The organism is Anabaena sp. PCC 7938 (assembly GCF_049315035.1).
Taxonomy (GTDB): domain Bacteria; phylum Cyanobacteriota; class Cyanobacteriia; order Cyanobacteriales; family Nostocaceae; genus Anabaena; species Anabaena cylindrica.
Window position 1 is genome coordinate 6,334,898 of sequence record NZ_CP186034.1, and the last position, 19,766, is coordinate 6,354,663.

Annotated in this window: 12 protein-coding genes and 4 pseudogenes; 5 read left to right on the top strand and 11 right to left on the bottom strand. The window is 39.4% G+C overall.

The annotated features are described in order from the left end of the window. The first annotated feature begins 210 nt into the window (after positions 1–210). Positions 211–1,479: pseudogene (locus ACOWPH_RS28160) on the top strand (ISL3 family transposase). A gap of 128 nt (positions 1,480–1,607) precedes the next feature. Here the strand turns inward: ACOWPH_RS28160 and ACOWPH_RS28165 are convergent. Next, on the bottom strand, positions 1,608–2,708 hold the full coding sequence (locus ACOWPH_RS28165) for a tyrosine-type recombinase/integrase (protein ID WP_250855139.1): 1,101 nt from the start codon (positions 2,706–2,708) through the stop codon (positions 1,608–1,610). 636 nt (positions 2,709–3,344) lie between these two features. Between ACOWPH_RS28165 and ACOWPH_RS28170 the strand changes: the two genes are divergently transcribed. Beyond that, on the top strand, positions 3,345–3,701 hold the full coding sequence (locus ACOWPH_RS28170; protein WP_015213395.1) for a Spx/MgsR family RNA polymerase-binding regulatory protein: 357 nt from the start codon (positions 3,345–3,347) through the stop codon (positions 3,699–3,701). A gap of 121 nt (positions 3,702–3,822) precedes the next feature. Here the strand turns inward: ACOWPH_RS28170 and ACOWPH_RS28175 are convergent, their stop codons facing one another. From ACOWPH_RS28175 to ACOWPH_RS28195, 5 genes are all read right to left on the bottom strand, one after another. Then, positions 3,823–5,595 carry a DUF2201 family putative metallopeptidase gene (locus ACOWPH_RS28175; protein WP_015213396.1) on the bottom strand — a complete coding sequence of 591 codons (1,773 nt, stop codon included), beginning with the start codon at positions 5,593–5,595 and terminating at the stop codon, positions 3,823–3,825. Then, the gene (locus ACOWPH_RS28180; RefSeq protein WP_015213397.1) at positions 5,585–6,649 is read right to left on the bottom strand and encodes an AAA family ATPase; all 1,065 of its coding nucleotides are present in this window, start codon (positions 6,647–6,649) and stop codon (positions 5,585–5,587) included. The genes ACOWPH_RS28175 and ACOWPH_RS28180 overlap by 11 nt, the downstream gene beginning before the upstream one ends. A 104-nt stretch (positions 6,650–6,753) precedes the next feature. Then, positions 6,754–6,885 carry a hypothetical protein gene (locus ACOWPH_RS28185; protein WP_277882409.1) on the bottom strand — a complete coding sequence of 44 codons (132 nt, stop codon included), beginning with the start codon at positions 6,883–6,885 and terminating at the stop codon, positions 6,754–6,756. Between the two features lie 4 nt (positions 6,886–6,889). Then, positions 6,890–7,540, bottom strand: a complete 651-nt coding sequence (locus ACOWPH_RS28190; RefSeq protein ID WP_015213398.1) for an ImmA/IrrE family metallo-endopeptidase — start codon at positions 7,538–7,540, stop codon at positions 6,890–6,892. Between the two features lie 2 nt (positions 7,541–7,542). Further along, on the bottom strand, positions 7,543–7,893 hold the full coding sequence (locus tag ACOWPH_RS28195) for a helix-turn-helix domain-containing protein (protein ID WP_015213399.1): 351 nt from the start codon (positions 7,891–7,893) through the stop codon (positions 7,543–7,545). A 112-nt stretch (positions 7,894–8,005) separates the two neighbouring features. Here ACOWPH_RS28195 and ACOWPH_RS28200 point away from each other — a divergent pair, with 112 nt between their 5' ends. After that, entirely contained in the window at positions 8,006–8,821 is an 816-nt protein-coding gene (locus ACOWPH_RS28200; protein ID WP_015213400.1) for a PD-(D/E)XK nuclease family protein, read from the top strand. Continuing rightward, on the top strand, positions 8,818–11,040 hold the full coding sequence (locus ACOWPH_RS28205; RefSeq protein WP_015213401.1) for a Piwi domain-containing protein: 2,223 nt from the start codon (positions 8,818–8,820) through the stop codon (positions 11,038–11,040). The genes ACOWPH_RS28200 and ACOWPH_RS28205 overlap by 4 nt, the downstream gene beginning before the upstream one ends. A gap of 140 nt (positions 11,041–11,180) precedes the next feature. On the opposite strand, the pseudogene ACOWPH_RS28210 reads toward ACOWPH_RS28205, so the two are convergent. The 5 genes and pseudogenes from ACOWPH_RS28210 to ACOWPH_RS28230 form a co-directional block, all read right to left on the bottom strand. Further along, positions 11,181–12,707, bottom strand: a pseudogene (locus tag ACOWPH_RS28210) (DEAD/DEAH box helicase); the annotation flags it as partial. 93 nt (positions 12,708–12,800) lie between these two features. Further along, positions 12,801–13,253, bottom strand: a complete 453-nt coding sequence (locus ACOWPH_RS28215) for an HNH endonuclease (RefSeq protein WP_422665649.1) — start codon at positions 13,251–13,253, stop codon at positions 12,801–12,803. Then, positions 13,184–14,473 (bottom strand): group II intron reverse transcriptase/maturase, encoded by a 1,290-nt coding sequence (gene ltrA / locus ACOWPH_RS28220; protein ID WP_422665650.1) that lies wholly within the window; start codon positions 14,471–14,473, stop codon positions 13,184–13,186. The genes ACOWPH_RS28215 and ltrA overlap by 70 nt, the downstream gene beginning before the upstream one ends. Before the next feature lie 688 nt (positions 14,474–15,161). Continuing rightward, positions 15,162–18,139, bottom strand: a pseudogene (locus tag ACOWPH_RS28225) (Tn3 family transposase). A gap of 110 nt (positions 18,140–18,249) precedes the next feature. Continuing rightward, complete coding sequence (locus ACOWPH_RS28230; protein WP_015213403.1) at positions 18,250–18,711, bottom strand: double zinc ribbon domain-containing protein; 462 nt, start codon at positions 18,709–18,711, stop codon at positions 18,250–18,252. A gap of 88 nt (positions 18,712–18,799) precedes the next feature. Here ACOWPH_RS28230 and ACOWPH_RS28235 point away from each other — a divergent pair. Further along, positions 18,800–19,690, top strand: a pseudogene (locus ACOWPH_RS28235) (tyrosine-type recombinase/integrase). The last annotated feature ends 76 nt before the right edge of the window (positions 19,691–19,766 follow it).

The following is a 19,766-nucleotide window of genomic DNA, read 5'->3' on the forward strand; positions in this document are numbered from 1 at the left end:
TATCTTACCCTATAGTAAAAATATTAATCAGTAAACCAAAAAGTTTTGGCTCTTCATTACCTGTTATGCCAAATTATTAGCAGCAGCCATAAAATAATATGAAAAAACGTATCAAAAACAGACTGAAAGCTTTGTAAGTATTGACATACAAAGAATATATCATATTAAATATGAATGCAAATCATAGTATTTTTATATAATTATCGAGTTATGAAGAACAAAAGAGATATTAAAATTCTAACAGAACTGCTTGATTTAGACGATGTAAAAGTCATATCGCATCGTCTTCATAGTGGGATTGGAATGATTCTACAAACTGAAGTAAAAAGCTCATGTGCGAATTGCCCCAACTGTGGGACAAAAAGCCATAAATTACATCAAAACCATCGACATCTTATTAAAGACTTACCTTTTGGAGAAAATCCAGTATTTTTGGAAATTAATAGACGACAGTTTAAATGTGGTGTATGTAAAAAACCGTTTAGTGAGAACTTAGATTTTGTCAGAAAAAAAAGAACTTATACAAAGCGACTAGCAGATAAGACAATACAAGAAGTTCTAGAGAATGATATTCATAGTGTAGCATCGAAAGGTATAGTAACGACCGAAGAAATAGAACGGATGCTAAAAGATGCATCTGAAGTGTTACCCAATTTAAAACCTTTGAACCTAAAAAGACTTGGACTGGATGAAATAGCTCTGATTAAAGGCAAAGGTAATTACTGTGCTGTCTTAATAGATTTAGATACATCTCAACTAATTGCTATATTGAATGGACGCACCCAAGAAATAATCAAGGAAACCCTTACATGATGGGGATATGAGGTTTTAGAACAAATAGAAGAAGTTAGTATAGATTTGTGGCAGGGATATAAAAATTTAGTTACAGAATTAATGCCAAAAGCCCAAGTAGTAGCAGATAGATTTCATGTAATGGCACAAATAGATAAAGAACTAGATACACAAAGGAAAAAAGAAAAACGCAGTGTAGAAGAGTTAATTAAAAAAGCAAATTCAGCAGCAGAAAAATTAAAATATGAACAAATATTGTGGGGATTGAAGAATAGTAAATATCCCTTACTTAAGAATGAAGAGAATTTAAGTGAGGAGCAATTGAATAAACTTATCCAAGTTCAAAATGTCTCTCCTATCTTGAAAGCAATGCATGAACTAAAGGAAAAAATCAGGAAAATTTTTAATCAGACTAATGATTGGTATACGGGAGTCTTTAAACTGGGTATGTGGCTATCAAAAGCTAAAAAATATTTCCCAAATAGTAACAATACTATTATTCGTTGGTTTGATGAAATTATTGCTTACTTTGACAACCGAACAACCAGTGGTGCTGTAGTTCGCGTAGCGTTCCGCAGGAAAGGAATTAATAACAAACTTAAGCTAATTAAACGTTCTAGCTATGGTTTTAGAAATTTTGAAAATTTCCGAGTTAGATGTTTGCTTAATTGGCATCTATCTTATTAGTTTAGCATAGCAACTACTGAAGAGCCGAAAATTTTGTAGAGTTCAGTCTCAAAGGCGATAGCTGCGCTGTACTAAGTAAGTACGCGAACTTGCAACTCAATTTTGTGCGCCATGGCGCACATTTCTCCTCAAAACCTCGGCAACACAGTCCCCGTTCCCGCATCCTTTTTAGAACGAACATAGGTCTTAGTAGTATCACTCTTACTATGCCCCAACTGGTCTTGCACCTCAAACAGTGATTTACTATCCACCGCCCGCGACGCGTGAGAATGGCGTAACCAGTGGCAAGAAAACTTCACCTTGGCCACTTCAGATATATCCTGAATCAACTTTTTAATTGCCCGGTCACTCAATGGCAAACCCCGCTTTTTCGGATCAGGTGACAGATTCGGAAACACTGGCATCTTTTCACCTGCCATCCCCCGGTACTGCTTAAAGACCCGCGAAGTCTCATGATCCAAACCAATCTCCCGGTACTTCCCCCCCTTCCCCCGAAACTTAATTGTGTAATAACCCCTATACCTATCTGACCGTATCGGGTCGGGTTGCCATTTAAAGTTGTGCCAATATAAACCCGGATAATCTTCCTTCGGCTGACCCGGTTTATCACCAGGAACCGTCACCCGACCAACCTCACCCACCCGCATTCCACTATAAAAAAGCAAAGAAAAAACCAGCCAGTGCTGTTCCCCCAATCGCTGGGCAACATCAGCCAACTGCGCCATCTCCCAATCTTCTAAATAACGCTCTGCCTTCGGTAAGTCACTGAAATTATCGTAATTTATGGTACTAGCGATATTCCGTAAAAAATAGCCGACATTCTCCCCATGACCATAACTCCAAAGAGATCGCAACATCAACACCTGGTTAGATTTAGTATAAGGGGAAACCTCACCCCAACTAGCAACGAATTCCAGTAACTTTGGTGGCTGAACCAGCCGTAAATCCCGTACACCTTGATTTTCCAACCAAGCGAGTAATTTTTGACCAAAGCGATAGTATTTTCGCTTAGTTTGCTCCCGGTTCTGTGACCCTGCCCAAGCCAAAATCAACTCCTCATCATTTGCTACAGCAGGTGTGCGGTAATAATATTGACGAATCACCTCCTCGACTAATTCGGCGGTAACAGGTTGAGCCGTATCACGAGATACAACTTTACTGGAGGAGGGAGGGAGAATTTCTACCGGACTAACCTTAACATTAGTGATATCCATCTGGGAAATAACCATCACATAACAATTAACATCTAACTTCCTGGAAGGGAGCTTTCAGGAAGCTTTTATTTTATTCTATCCTTCCGTGAATGTGCAGGGAACTTCATGTCTAACTTGGCGGTCGCTCGCTGGTTGGGAATATTTGGTTAACGCACTAGATGGCTTTTGGTGCGTGCGGTTACGGTCAAAAGAGGCAGGGGAGTAGAGGAGAAGGGCTTCCTGCCCCTTACGCATCTGCCTCTTCTGGTAAGCGCAGCGATTGCATAGTTGGTTTACGCCGGCAGTGCGATGGCGCGAAGCGCATTCTTTATTTCATTCAACAAGAAAGGGAACAGGGAACGGTGAGGGACGAACAGTTCCAATGCCAGCTTTTTTAAGGCTTCTTTTTCATTCTTGCTGGGTTAAAAAATTTATTGACACCTGCTAATTAAATATGTATATTCAAAATTCCATAAACTCATATGACTCCTTTTACAATTTATGAACTAGATAAATTATTCGCGGCTGTTAATTTTATATTTAAACAATCTGAATTACAGCTAAATAATTTAGTTTTATCTGCTGCTTAACTGTAGGGATTTCCAAAAATAAAACATTCTCTAAAATATCTACTTCAAACTTATTAATCTTTTTTATTTATTAATCTTTTTTATGTCTATCCAAATCTACGGAATACCGAACTGCGGTACTTGCAAAAAAGCTTTCAAGTGGCTTCAAGAAAATGGTATTGACTATGAGTTCATTAACACCAAAGAAACTCCCCCAACTCGTGAGATGGTTCAAAATTGGGTAACTTCTCTGGGTTATGCGGCTATGCGAAACACATCCGGTCAATCCTACCGGGCTTTAGGTGATGAAAAGAAAACTTGGACAGACGAGCAATGGATTGAGGCATTCGCTAAGGATGCAATGCTGCTCAAACGCCCCCTTTTCCTCAAAGATGGAACGGCTGTGCTGGTAGGCTTTAAAGATAAAGTTGAAGTAGTAAGGCAAAAGTTGGGGCTTTAATTTTGCTGGTTCTTACTTTATATCATGTTCACCTGAAAACTTATGATAAAATTGATGCTGAAATTTTGAAATATAAAAACTCTAACAATTTTATATCGTAATTGATTTACCGAACTTGATATTACTTAATCCTGAAAACCTGACCTTTAGGAATAAAAGGTAATCGGCAACCCACAGGAATTAAAAAAGCGTGTTCTCGATGAATATGTAAATGATCGCAATAGCCATCAGTAATAATTAGCAATGGTCCATTTTTGGGGAAATCCTCAGCTGTTGTCAATAAATCAATACCGGGCTGTAAAACAGTACCACCTCTACCCTTGACTTGAACTCTATCTGCCAGAGATTCTGGTGTTAAATAACCTTGATCATAAGCAAAAGCATCACAGAAAACAACCCGCACCAAAGAAACATCATGGGAAATACTATAACTAGAAATCGCTCCTAATGCCTTTCCTAATAACTCCCTATCCATTGAACCAGAAGTATCTAAAACTACGCCAAATGTGCGACCTTCTTCATTATTACTATCCGGTACATAACGAGGACGAGGAATATCAGGAGTTGCAGATTGACGGCGACTCAAACGAGCATAAGACCTGACTTTAATTAACGGAGAAAAGTGATGATCAAACCACTTCGCCAATTCCACATCCCAAGGAATCGGCGGATAACTCAAAGCCCGAATCTCTTCAATTAAACCTGCTGGGAGAAAACCGCGATTTTGTTCATGGTGATAGACAAGTCCCTGACTCAGACAACGGCGATAAAATTCATCCAATCCCACACCATCCCCATAAGTCCACCAATCGGCTTTTCCTGGTTCTAAAATGTCACATTGTCCAATTCCTCGCAAGGTAGATAGTTTGCGATAGAGGCGTAAATCTTTGACTATTTGGTCATAAATTGACTCCGCTGATAAATTCTTTAAATCAGGGTCATGTAACACTCCAACGTGAGGTAATTCACCTATCCCCATTTCTAACAACCAAGAATTAATCACATAATCACAAGCAACATTCCACAAATAATGGTCTCTTCCTTGACAGCGAGTATCATGTCTGAGTCCAGCGTGTAACAATTCATGAGCCATCACAAATCGGCATTCCTCGCCATTTAATCCGGCAGCAGGATTGATAAAAATTTGTTTATTTTGGACATCAATTGCGGCTACAGAAATATCCAAACGTTGACATATTAATGGATCTTCAATAATCTCAAAATTAGTTGCTAAAGCTCCCAACAGAGGATAGCTATTGATAAACCAAGCCTTAGCTCTTTGTCCAGGAGTATCATTTTTGTTCTGCGTCCCCAACAAAGGCTCGCGTCCGGCTGCGACATTTACCGCATTGGTAACGGCTCTTGTTAATCCTGCGCCAAAAACAGTTTGCCAGTCAAAACCCCGACCCCAATAGTTACTTTGGACAGGTTCTATAATCATATCAACAAAGTCATCACCAGGAAGACCACGCTCACAAAATTCCTGATACAAACTTTCTTCATTTCGGTTAGAAACATTGAGAGAAAAAAGGTATTCTTCTGGGATAGATCCTAACTTTAAATCAGCCAGAAACTTAGCAATAAAATAATTACAAGCGGCGTTCCATTCACGAGGATGTGTGCGTTTTTGGAAATGACCAAACCCCAGATGCAAGAGACAATGAGCTAGTACATAAACCCATTCTTCTGGAGAACCCCGTCGCGTTGGATGTACGTGAATAGCGCCATTGCTAGTGACTACAGCCCAACCCTGTGGTGGACAATGGTTTCCTGAGCGACGATTAATGTTGACGTGGTAGAGTAACGGTGCAAAAATGGGATGCTCTCTGAGGATGTCACATCCCTGCATAAATTGTAATGTGGCAATATCTGTTTGCTTCTTTTTACGTGCCATTTTCTTTTTTGACTAAACGTGGCAAGTCTCTCACTATTTCTACCATCAACCAACTAGGTAAAGCATCTCCTTTTTCAGATTCCGAAACAACCATTTGAGCAATTTCAAAGCTGATAGCGGCTAAATCTTTGAGTAGTCCTTTAGCGCGATGAGCTAAGTCTTTATGGCTACCTGTGATTGCTTGACGTTCTTGGGGTAATTCTTTGATCAGTTGAGCGCGGAATGATTGAGCTAGAAAATAGAGGACATCTCTATCTTCTGCTAGATGTGGCCAGCTAATTTCACCTTTAAGAATAGCTGTGAGTTGGTATTTGCTTTTAATTTGTTTGATAAAACCTTTGAATTGGGTTCCATGATGAGGAGAAAGACAGCCCATAGCGAGAACTTCTAGCCAGTGATCTGTGAGGCGAGTACCATATTCATGTAGGGTATCACTTAACATATGCCAAGAGCGGGGAGTGGAAAAAGGTTCTTCATGTTTAGGTGGTTGACTCCACAGATGATCTGGACGAGTTTGAATATATTCAATTACCCAAGGATGAATATCATGATTTTTTGCCCAATCTAACCAGTCTCGATGGGAAACTTTTAAATGAACATGAACCATGCGGTTGAGTAAAGGTGAAGACATGGGTTTAACGATCGCACTATCTTGAGCGCGATTACCTGCACCAATGACAATTGAATCTTTGGGAAGATGATATTCACCAATTCTGCGCTCATGAATCAGGCTGTAAAATGCCTTCTGTACTTCGTGAGAACAAGCGTTGAGTTCATCCAAAAACAGACAATAGGGTTCTTCTCGTGCAATCATTCTGGGTGGGCAGAAGCGACTTGTTCCATCTATAATCTGCGGTACACCAATTAAGTCTTCTGGTGCTAGTTGACTACCAAGGAGTGAAACGCAGGGTATTCCCACTTCCGCCGCAAATGCTTCTACTAAGGATGATTTACCGATTCCTGGCGCTCCCCAAATAAATACGGGTCGTACTACTGCCACATTTAGCAGAAATTCTGAGAGTTGTTTTTGGGTGACTGTAATCGCTGGGTTCATTTATAGAGATTTTAGAAGGTAATTATTAATAGTAATTTTAATGTTGGCTGGTGATGGTAAAATTCTTGTATCTATTCTCTGTCCCCTTAATTATCACACAGAAATTACTGCTTCAGGTTGATAGTAAATTCCAATTCTTTGAATCTTTGTAAAGCTTCACCCCAGTGATCTCTGTCATTATATTTTGGTGTTTTAAGAGCGATGGCGGAACGCCCGCCGGAGGCGATGGCATTCATGAATTTATTTATTACGACCTGGTGCAGCTTTACCAAGATAAATATTTTTATCTCCTGGATAAATATTAATCCAATTTAGTTGAATGAGACGATTTCTCAGGTTAGATATTGTAACACCTAAATCATCTCGCATTGCATAAAGGTGATGCCAATTAGTTAAATCGCGTTCCTCCGCCATTTGTTCTAAGATGTAGCGAGGCATTAATAAATAACTAGCAAACCGTTGGGCTTGCCACTCTATTTTTTGTAATTGACCCTCAACAGCACGGCATAAAAATGGCTGCATTTCAATTTCAATACCTTGCTTAATTCTTTCTTCAAACTTTCCAGCAGCTTTCTGGTCAATGTGCAGTTCCCAGTGTCCTAACTCATGTGCTACTGTTGATTCTTCAAAACCTTTAGGAAGTTCTAAAACATCTTCATTAATTTCAATCAAATGCTCTAGTGGAAGAATCCTGGCTGCTATTTGTCCTTCTGAATCAGGTGGAATCCTATCCCAGACAACATCCAAACCAAGAAATTCAGCCACACGAGTAGCATCTAAAGGCCATTTAGGAATATATTTAGGATTTTCCTGCATTCTCTGAAGAATGTTATTCGCTTTAGCCTCAATTTCTTGATCTGGAATATAGCGATAAGCCTTAATAATACTCAACCTTACTTCTCCTCATTTTCTGGTTGTATAGCTTCTCGAAAGACTCTTTTAGCAAAATCAGGATTCTCTTGCATACGACGGAAAAGAGCAGGCATTGTCTTGTAGTGCTGCTTAATAAAATCCTCATTGCGTTGAGGAACACGACCAGACAAAAATATTAACTCCTCTTCGTTTAAATCTAGATTTCGAGCTAGAGAACGAATTACATCCTCTTTAGGAGCATAGTCAGCACGATCATTCTCTAACTTAGATAGATAAGTAAAATCTACATCTAGTAGTTTAGCAAGCTCACGCTGACTTAATCCCTTATCTTTACGGGCTTGACGGATAAGCTGACCAAAACTGTAACTCACTGTTTTCTCCTACTTAACTAAAGCATCATACTAGATGTTGACGAAAAAATCAAATACAGTTAATCTATTAGTGTTGAATAAAAAATCAATATTTTTGAAAAGGACATCTATCATGGTGTGGCTACCGTATGTAAGTTATAACATTTGGTTACAGTTTTCTGCGCCAGTGGGACAAGAACATTGGCATTGTGACATGAAGCGGGGTTTTGCTAGAGCAAGAAAAAAAGAGCCTTTAGTAAAAGCACTCTTTGAGCAAGACACCATACCTCAACATATTGGATTATTAGCACAGCGAGGAGTTTATGAATTTCATCAAGACGTTGAATTGTTACAGCAATTAAATGGTTTTGAGAAAGTAGCAGATAAGCTAAACTTACAGAATGAATTACCTGAAGTTCAGCACAGAGTTATTCAAATTCTCAAAAATTACCAAGAAAATCCAATTCTTATTGATAAAAACTTGGAAAAACTCAGTAGTGGTGATGAAGGAATTCCACCACAAATCCCACGCAAACAAGGTAATTATCATTTCAACTTATTTGCTGCTATTGACTGTGTTTTTCGAGAATCAGATGGGACAATACACATCTTAGATTTCAAAACAGGGACTTCTAATTTTGATAGAAGACAAGCTTTTGTTTACTTATTAGCTGCTACTTATTTGTATCCTGGTGAAAAAGCAGTTGCCTCTTTCTATAACTTAGAAACAGGTGTTTGGTCTGAGTTAATTACCGCGACAGATACGCAATTGAAAGCAATTCAATATAAATTAGCTGAAATAGCCCAATCACATCAAAAAGAGTTAGCTATTTATAAGAAAAATCAATCTAAATTTGCTGATATATTTCCCGCAAATCCAGGCATTCCTTGCCGTAGTTGTCAATTTTCTTCTATTTGTCAATTTTCACCCGTAGAGGTTTGTGCATGACTGTTGCCACTGTATCTAAGCAAATTCATGATTTTTGTGAAGTTTTACCAATCAAAACTTCTGAACTACAATTAATGTGTTTTCGACTAACACCTGAAGTTGACAAAAAAGATGGCAACCGATTGAGTTACCATTTTAGCCGAAAACTACCAGGAACTGTGATTATATGGCAAAAGCCTTATTTCTGGGTTTTGGCAGCATCTAATAGACAATTACCAAATAAGGAAGAATTCCAAGAAGCACTAAGTAATATTCAAAAGGAAGTAGAAGATTTTCGGGAATGTTTATTTGGGTTTCAATCAGTACGTCAGCCACAAATCACGCCTTTGATTATATCTCTATTAACAGTTCAAATACTCAACAAAACTAAATTTGAATATCCAGAAGTATACTCTGATAATGGAGTTATAGTCAGAAGAGAGCCAGATTTTTGGACAGAAACTATTGAATTAAATGAAAATTTGACTCCAGCCATTACTTTAACTGTTTTCAGTAGTATAATATTTCGAGACAATCTGGCTGAGTTTTACGAAAAAAGTTCTCTACGACAAAAACCAGAACAACTTTTAATTGATTTGAAAGTTCAAGAAATTGAAAGAGGCAATACTGCAACAATTGTAGGTATTGTTGGAACTATAGCAGAACATAGAGAAAAACTATTGGAAAAAGCTACTGGTTCAATCAGTAAACAAGCATTACGAGATGCACCTGATGAACAACCTATTGTAGCGGTACAGTTTGGTAAAGATAGCAAGCAGTTTCACTATCCTATGGCAGCTTTACGTCCCTGCGTGACTTCTGAGACAGCAAATCAATTTGATGTTGATTATGGAAAGATACTCAAGACTACTAAAATTCCTCATGAAGACAGAACAAATCTTTTAGTTATCTATAAAAAAACAGCAGAGGAAGCTTTAAAGGCTTATGGAATTAAACTTGAACGTAGTACCAACAGTATTGAGCATAAGAATTTATTTTGGAAAATTGACAAACCTCTAACAGAAACTAAATTACTATTTGGTAATCAATTTGTAGGTAAAAGAGGTGAAATTTTAACTGGGTTTAAAAAAGGTGGTGTTTATCGCCGTCAGGCTGATTATGAAGATAAATCAAAGGTAATTCAGATTGCAGCACTAAAACTGTGTGATTGCAAAGTAAATCCTTTCATAAATCTACTTAAGCAACGTCTAAAACTTTATGGATTTCAAAGCGAAGTTATTACCAAAAAGGATTTACAATTAAATGATTTAACCAAAACTGAAGCAAGAGCAAAGGTTGAAAAAGCTGTAAATGAACTAGCAGAAATACCTCATGATATTGTTTTAGGTTTTTTACCTAAGAGCGATCGTAATACTGATTATACAGATGAGGGAAGTTTTTATCATCAAATATACTCTCTATTGCTTCGTCGTCAAATCGCCAGTCAGATGATTTATGAAGATACATTAGTTAGTCCATCTAACTACCAATATATTTTGAATCAGGTAGTTCCAGGTATTTTAGCCAAGTTAGGCAATTTACCTTTTATTTTGGGTGAACCTTTAGAGATTGCAGATTATTTTGTTGGATTGGATATTTCCAGAATTTCAAAAAAAAGGCAAGCTGGAACAAGAAATGCCTGTGCTAGTATCCGTCTGTATGGTAGACAAGGTGAATTTGTTCGCTATCGTTTAGAAGATGATCTGATTGATGGCGAGACAATACCACCAAAACTATTAGAGAGATTATTACCTGCTGCTGAATTGGAGAATAAAACGGTTTTAATTTACCGTGATGGTTCTTTTGTAGGTAGAGAAGCTGATTATTTAGTAGAGAGAGCTAAGGCAATAAACGCTCAATTTATATTAGTAGAGTGCAAAAAATCTGGTGTACCTCGACTATATAATTTGGAGAAAATAGAAAAGGAAAAAAAAGTTATAGCACCTCCACAAGGTTTAGCGCTTCGTCTGTCATCTCGTGAAGCAGTTTTGGTGACAACTAAAGTTCCTGATGAAGTCGGTTTAGCTCGTCCTCTACGTTTAACGATTCATGAACAAGGACACCAAGTTCCCATTGAAAGTGTTTTAGAAACTACCCTAAAACTAACGCTTTTACATCATGGAGCTTTGAAAGAACCTCGTTTACCTATGCCATTATATGGTTCTGATCGTATGGCCTATCTTCGTTTGCAAGGTATTCGCCCTAGTTTGCTAGAAGGTGATAAGCAGTTTTGGTTATAAAACCTCAGTTCTAAACTAGTGTAGGATTTTTATATATAGTGTAGTTGTAGCCAAGACGGTTAGGACATCATGAATCTCCGAAACTGAGTGATAATAAGTATTTCACTCTTGCGTAAGAGTATTCTAATATACTTGAGAAGTTAACCTTCATGAATTAATTGCAGCAAAGCCTCAGTTGATATCTTACCACTCATATCAGTACCTTCCAATAAACTATCCGCCAAATCTCGCTTGTGGTGATGTAATTCCACAATCTTGTCCTCAATAGTATCCTTAGCGACCAAGCGATAAATTGTTACCGGACGTTGTTGCCCAATCCGGTGAGCGCGGTCAGAAGCTTGATCTTCCACAGCGGGATTCCACCAAGGGTCTGTATGGATCACGTAATCAGCGGCGGTTAGATTCAGTCCTGTACCCCCAGCTTTCAAACTAATGAGAAAAACATCCCCATCCCCCGCTTGAAAGGCATCCACGCTTCTTTTCCGTTCTGCCATTGGGGTACTACCATCTAAATATTGATATTTAATACTTTGTTTATCCAGATAATCGCGGATGATGTGCAGATGGTCAACAAACTGGCTAAACACCAACGCCTTATGGCGATTTTCCAGCAGTTCATCCAGCACCTCACCAAAAAGTTGCAACTTAGAACTAGATAACTCAGTATCAGGCATTACCAAACTCGGATTACAGCAAGCACGACGTAGTTTCATAATCTCCGCTAAAACTTGCAAATGCTTCTGTCCTGCATCTGCATTACTTTCAGTTAGTTTAGATATAGCTTGACGACGCAAAGCCTCATAAAATGCTTTTTCCTCTTTACTCAACTCCACATGAAGCAGAATTTCAGTTCGGGAAGGCAATTCTTCTAACACCTGATTTTTTGTGCGTCGTAATAAGAATGGTTGAATTAGCTTTTTCAGTTTATTACGTGCTTGTTTATCCTGATATTTCTCAATAGGATTTGCAAAGCGTTGATTAAAGCTTTCAAAAGAACCCAATAACCCAGGATTAATAAAGCGGAACAAATTCCACAACTCACCGAGATGATTTTCAATGGGAGTTCCAGTTGTAAGCAGTTTAAAACTAGATTTCAGGTTCATGGCTGCCTGGGAACGTTTAGTAGACATATTTTTGATAGCCTGGGCTTCATCTAGCACTATTGTTTGCCAATCTACTTGAGCAAGCATCTGAGATACTTCTTCCTGTTGCAATAAACCATAGCTACATATCAACATATCCAATGGTTGTAAACCATCTAATAATTTTTGACGGTTAGCACCTGAAAATTGCATAATATTCAGAGTTGGAGCGAATTTTTGCGCTTCACTCACCCAATTCATACATACGGAAGTCGGGGCAATAATTAGAGTTGGACCTGCATGAGCATTTCTGAGGATAACAGCCAATGCCTGCACGGTTTTACCCAGTCCCATTTGGTCGGCTAAACAAGCACCTACACCCCAATGTGCTAAACGCGCCAACCAAAAGAAACCATCCATTTGATAGTCCCGTAATTCAGCTTGAAACGTAGACGGGAGTTCTGGTTGCAGGTCTTGTACTTCTTTGAGTTTCTGAATATGTGCTTTCCAATGTTTATCTGCTTTTAGCTTACCTACCTCATCAACAAAATCCTCTAATCCTAATGTTGCTAAGGGGTGAAAACGGGGTCACCGTGGTCGGGTAGCAGGACTATATCGCTATAATCCCGCCCCCTCAGAACCGGACTTGCGCCTTACAACGCATCCGGCTCAAGCAAGTCACAAACTACTTATTGTTCCAGAATGTATTTGCTGATGACAGTACAGATGTACGAGTTGTAGGTTGCCGTAATTGTCACCACCACCCTGCGATTTTGGCTTTTTATGATGAAGATGTAATTCCTCATCATTTAATAGAGATTCCCCGCATACAGGACAGACATATTGTTGCCTTTGGGCTATCTTCTGCCTACTTTTGATTAATTCGGATTTAGTTTTAGCTGCCTGCCGTTTAATCCAGTAGTCTCTTAATTTGGGGTCATCGGGTGATGATTTGCCTTTAACAAGAATGTGCCTTTCAATCTTGAACCAGGAAAATTTCAACAGATAGGCTCCGGTTTGTTTATTACCGAAAACCCATCGGTCAAATGGTCTATCAAGATTTAAATTCCCCCAGTATTTCGCCTTACGCCAGCTATCAGATTTATTTCGATGAGTGCGTTTGGCGTACATTTTCTGCTTCTCATATAACCAGTGGTCAAGAGAATTGAAAATTTTGAGGAAACCGCAGTTCGGAAGTAATTCGCTTGTCCTCGAATAATGGGATTGAGCTTTTTTATCACTGCATCTATTGACTTACCTTTACAGTTTAGCCATTCGGAACGCAGTTTACTCCGAATATTTAGCACAGACTTTTTACTAGGTTTGATTAACAGCTTCCATCCAGTTTTAGTAGTTTGGTCTTTGTAGTGCCTGATATTGAAACCTAAGAAATCAAACCCTGCTGTGAGATGCGATATTTTGGTTTTCTCCTGAGAGAGGGTAAGCCCCCTGACTTGCATCCAATTATTAAGAATTTGAACAACATTTACTGCATCTTCTTCTGTTTCACAGAACACCACAAAATCATCGGCGTATCTCACCAAAGCTCTTGCTGCACGGAGTTCTCCGTCTTTGTTATATTTAACTCCCAGAGCAGATTCCATACCGTGCAGAGCTATATTTGCTAACAACGGACTGACAACAGAACCTTGCGGTGTACCAGCATCTGTTGGATGCCAATAACCCGTTTCCATATATCCTGCTAGTAGCCATTGTTTAATTAATTCACGGGCTGGAAAACCTGTGATAAGCTCTAACAGAAAATTATGATAAATGTTGTCAAAACACCCTTGAATATCTGCATCTACCACCCATTTCTTCCGTTTATTTGGACGAGCGAGGTTATAGATACTTTGAATAGCATCATGGGGCTGCGTCCTGGTCGGAAACCGTAACTTGACATGAGCAAAAATTGCTTCCCATTCGGGTTCTAAGGCATTTTTAACCATTGCCTGGATGGTACGGTCTTGTATTACTGGGATTCCTAAAGGACGTTTCTTCCCATTAGCTTTTGGGATGTAAATTCGTCGTGCTGGTGATGATTTCCAGGGAGAATAATCAGTTAATTTATCTACTAACTGACCCCTGGCTGTAGCAGTTTTGACTACTACTTTATCTATTCCTGGTGTGTTTCGACCTCTGTTATACTGCGTTACTTTTCTAACGCTGACTAGGCGATTAGAATAGCTACGCAACATCAGTTTCTGGAGAGAGCGTACCTTTTTCAGGTTGCCCTCAGTTTTTGCCCTAAAGATTCGCTGTCTCAAATTCCGCACAATTCGATTGGCTTTGCGCCAGTTGACACAATTCCAATCGGTCTGTCCCTTGGTTCGGTTTACAGTTGCCTGCATCTAACTTATACCTCGGTTTGAAATCATTACAACGGATATTGGTTGACTCACCTGCTTCCCGTCAGCACCTTTTCAAGTTAGGCATCTGCCCTATTCACCGGGTTATGGATTCCCCTTGCCTTTCGGCTGGTGACTTTCGCTTCTGGAAGCATCCTTGACCCACTGAAGAATTCGGCTCCCCTTACGGGTTGCTTACTGGGAAAATCCCAGACTTCATTGGGGTTACTACGTTACGCACGGATGAGATTTAATTGGGTAGGGTGTCCTCTCTACACCGGAGTATTTGGTGTCCCAGTTCAGCCAAATTGGAGGGGCTGAACCTTGACTGAATAATTTTGGGGTATTCAGTGCCTTTTACTCGTATCACCGTATCAGCCTTTTCGATGACCTTTTCTAACGATGCCTAAACAAGGATTCATTTACATTCACCCATCCAATCTTTCCTTTGCCCGGTTACATTTTTAGGCTAAATGCTTCCTTTGGCTTTACTTTCCGCTTCACATCACCGTTACCAGTGGTGCATGGGAATGTTAGGAACAGTCTTGGACACCAGACTGGAGGAATCGGTTCCTCACTCATCTTTTGGAAGCTTTGCATATAGGGGCTTCCAACCCATCGTGCGCCATCGTGTCGCACCCAAAACGGGAAAATTGTACGCTAAGGCTGAAACCATTATCCATTAAGGATTTCAGCGATACCTATTTTCCTTAACTCGCAAAGGGCGCAACTTGTCAAAGCTGATTGCCTGCTTCAAATTCCAGACATAATCACCTGTAAGATTGATATGTTCCCAACCCAAAGGTGATAAATGTTGCAAATGCTCTTCAGGAATATCCATACCCTGTTGTTTCAAATGCTCAACAGCCTTTTCTATGTACACCGTATTCCATACAACAATCGCCGCCACCACCAAATTCAACCCACTAGCCCGATAAAATTGGTCTTCATAAGAGCGATCGCGCACCTCACCCAGACGATTAAAAAACACCGCCCTTTTCAGAGTATGTTTCGCCTCACCCTTATTTAGCCCCGCAGTCGCTCGTCGTCGTAACTCAGGACTCTGCAACCATTCCAAAGTAAACAAAGTCCTCTCAATTCTCCCCAACTCCCGCAAAGCTAAAGCCAAACGATTCTGACGAGGATAAGAAGCCAATTTCCGCAACATTAAAGAAGCCGTGACCGTCCCCGTGCGAATTGAACTAGCAAGCCGGAGAATCTCATCCCAAGAATCCTCAATCAACTTCACATTAATCTTGCCACCTAACAAAGGTGACAAAACCTCATCAGCAGAAGTAGACTCAAAAGTATACAACTTCTTATCAGGTAAATCGCGCATTCGTGGAGCAAATCTAAACCCCAGCAGATGACACATCGCAAACACCTGCTCAGTATAGCCGCTTGTATCAGTGTAATGCTCCTGAATCTGCAAATCACTCTCGTGATACAACAAACCATCTAAAACATAACTAGCATCCCTGACCGTTGCATTAATCACCTTCACATGAAAAGGCACATATTGGTCAGAAATATGCGTGTAAAAAATCACGCTTCTATCCTTACCATATTTAGCATTAATCTCTTCATTAAAACTGCGGTGTCCACCAGCTTTAAAACGCTGACCATCAGACGAAGAAGTAGTCCCATCACCCCAATAAGCAGCAAAAGGAACTTGTGCCTGGAAATTTACCACCTCTGCCAAAGCCTGAGAATAAGTCTCATCTCGAATATACCAATCAGCCACCCAAGCTAAACGCTCAAAAGACATTCCTTGAGTAGCATCTGCCATGCGCGTTAAACCCAGATTAATCCCATCAGCAAGCAACGCACTCAACAAAACCACCTTATCTTCTACTTCTGTTCCTGAATATAAATGTGTAAAATGTTTAGTGAAATGCGTCCAAGAATCAACTTCCACCAACAAATCAGTCAGCTTAATTCTCGGCAATAAACTAGAGACTTTTCGACTTAATTCATCAACCTCAGTCGGAACAGCATTGCTCAAAGGAGTAATAATTAACCGCTCATCTTCTATTCTGACATCAACCAATTTATCCTCTGCCATTAAATCAGAAACAATCCCTAATTGTGACTTCAATTCCAGTGAACGTTGTTCAATATAGGTAGTGAAATCAGTTGTCACTGCCACAGGTATTGTTTGAGCAGAACGCATTAACTGCCATGAACTATCAGTTAACAGATAATCCTCAAAATCTTGGAACTGACGAGAACCTACTACCCAAATATCCCCAGAACGTAAACCACTACGTAACTCAGCCAAGGCACACATCTCATAATAGTGACGGTCAATAGTATCGCCCTTCATTACGTGTTTTAACCAACGAGGTTTCACAAAACTAGTAGGAGTAGATTCCGGTATATTTCTGCGTCCAGATATATTTAATTCTTTAATCACCGCTAAAGCTTCAATAACTGGTAAACTAGCAGTTGTTGCTTTAAATTCAAACGTCTCCAACAACTTAGGTGTATATCTTCGCAACTGTGAATAACGGTTATCAAGTAGTTCAAGATAATCAAAATCTGCGGGTCTAGCTAACTTTTCAGCTTCAACAACACTATTGATAAACTTCTCCCAATCCAAGACCGACTCAATCGCTTGATAAGCATCATTTTCTTCCTCTCTAGCAGCAATTAACGCCTTTCCGAATTGGGCATATAATCTCACCTTGTCATTAATCGCTTTCCCATCATGTTGAAACTTTTCGCCATGCTGATGCTCACTTTTATTAAACAATTTACCCATCATTTTATCGTGCATCCCTATGGCATAATCGACTAATGATGCACTCCATTCAATTAGAAAAGCAACTAAAATAGCATAGCGCCTTAATTCATCTAACCTAGATAGGTGAGCAGGTGTAGACTTCGCACCAATTTTAGTAAATTGTAACAGACGATTTTGATGTACTCGTTTCAAGCATCCAGAGTCGAGGTGAAGATTGCGAATAAATTCTAGGCGTTCTACTAGTTTTAAAAAGTTTCTAGGATTAGGTATTCCTGGTGGTTGACGCAGCCAAATTAAATCAGTCAGCTTTTTATCAGGCTCTAAAATTAATAGTTTATCCAGGGCTGTTTTTTGTAATATTGTCAGATTTTGAGTTAATTCTAGACACACTAATTTTTGAGCGCGGTGTCTCACTTCCCAAGCCAAACGTTCTACAGTAGAGATAGCTGGAATAATAATTTTACGAAAGCGCATTTCATCAATTAATGCTCCCACAAGTGCCATCCCTTGCTCTGAGGAGATGGCAAATGGTAATAACCATTTTGAGAGGAGTTTATATGTAGATATATTAAAAGAATGAAACCCAAAAATATTTTGAATTTCTACTAAATGTTCACGCCGTATTGTATCTCTTTGGGAATATTCTGTAATGATTGTTGGGTCAATTTTTAATTGGGAAGCAATATAAGAAAGTACAGATTCTGGAACTATTTCTCCCAAACTCCAAACCCGACCAGGAAAGCGGAGGTAACACAACTGCACTGCAAAACCCAGACGATTGTGTATCTACGACGTTCTTTGATAACTTTGAGTTCATCGTTGCTAAAAGTATAATAGCGAGCTATGTCTCTTATGGTGATGGAATTGGGAATTTCCGTAAATTGTAATCGCTGTGCCGGAGATAAAAGTTCACGAGTTGCCAATTATATTACCTGTGGTTTTGGATTTGATAAATTATTGTGAATTATTAATCAGATTAGTGGTTGTCAAGATTTCTTGGACAAAATCAAAATAGTAAAACTCAAGCCTCTAATTAGTTTGATGAAAGTTTATAGTTTGCACCACAGTAAGGACAAAATTTGAATTTCAGTGACATAATTGGTTCGTTACAACTAATGCAACGACTTCGTAAACCTGTACCACAAGCAAAGCAATATTTCGACCGTAAATCAGTCCACATTTGGTCAGGGGTAGTCCCTGGAGTCCAACATTGAGGACAAAATTTGAATGTAGTTATTGTCTCTAGGGGGACTTTTTTCGCTGCTGCATCTAGGTAATCTGGTGGTATCCCCAACGCAGATGCTAAACCGCTTTTAGCTTTTTGATTGAGTCTATTCGTTTGTCCACCTTCTATTTTCCGGATGGTTTGGATGTGTATTTGTGCTTTTAAGCTCAACTCCTTTTGGGTTAAGTTCTGCTGGGTTCGTAACCTGTGGACGTAATCAGCTAGGGCTTCATCCCCTTTGGGAAGCGGATCTTGTTCTGCTACCACCATGAAAATATATCTAAAAATGTATTTATTAATTATATTTTAACATCTACACTTTTAGACAAGAACTTGCTTATATTCGGGATCTAAAGTGATGATTACTTTAGCTGCTTTAGCCACTGCATTTTTAGAACGTCCGGGATTAGCTGAGAATACTCTGCGTTCATATCAGTCTACTTTAATGCCATTACTCCAGGAGTACGGCGATGGTCAATAGAAATCATCAATAGACAAGTTTTGTGGGAATATCTCAATCATTTAACTGATGTTTCTTATACTACTCATCACCGTCATCAAGCTGTGATTACGGCTTTGTTCAATTTTGCTGTTGATTTGGGATATCTCAAATCTAATCCGGTTGCTGGACTGACAAGACGTAAGCCGAATCGAGAACAAGGAGAACACGCTTCAGAGGAAGCTGTGCGCTATCTTACGTCTCATCAATTAGGCATTCTGTATCAAGTCATTAAAAAGATGCGCGGATGTCTGCGTTGGTGCGCTTGTTACATAGTAGTGGGACGAGAATTACTGAGGTATTGGCTCTAAATTTGGAGCAAATTGATTTCAAGTCCAGGAAATTTCAGGTGGTTGGTAAGGGTAATAAGCAACGGTGGTGTTTTTACAGTGAAGTGGCGCAAAAGAGTCTAAATCACTACTTTAAATACTACAGACATTTAACCCATCCAGCCTTGTTTACTGCTCAACAGCCCAAAACTTTGGTTGTTTCTCGTCTGTCGTACCGGATGGCGCATAAATCCTGGACTAGTTTGATTGGCAATACGACCGAACTTCAGGGGGTGAGACTGCATGACTTACGGCACACTTTTGCTACAGAACGGTGGGGCTAATGGGGATTGAGGAACTTAGGGCATTGATGGGACATGAGAGCATTCAGACAACTTTACGGTATCAGAAAGTAACGCCACAACGGGCAGAACAAGTAGCACATCAGGCGTTTAATAGTCTGCCTAGTTTTTGCGAATAGTTAGAATAGTTAGGATAATTAATTCAGATTTTACAGTCCTCATCAATACTTTTGACTGGGGTTAAATTTATGGGGC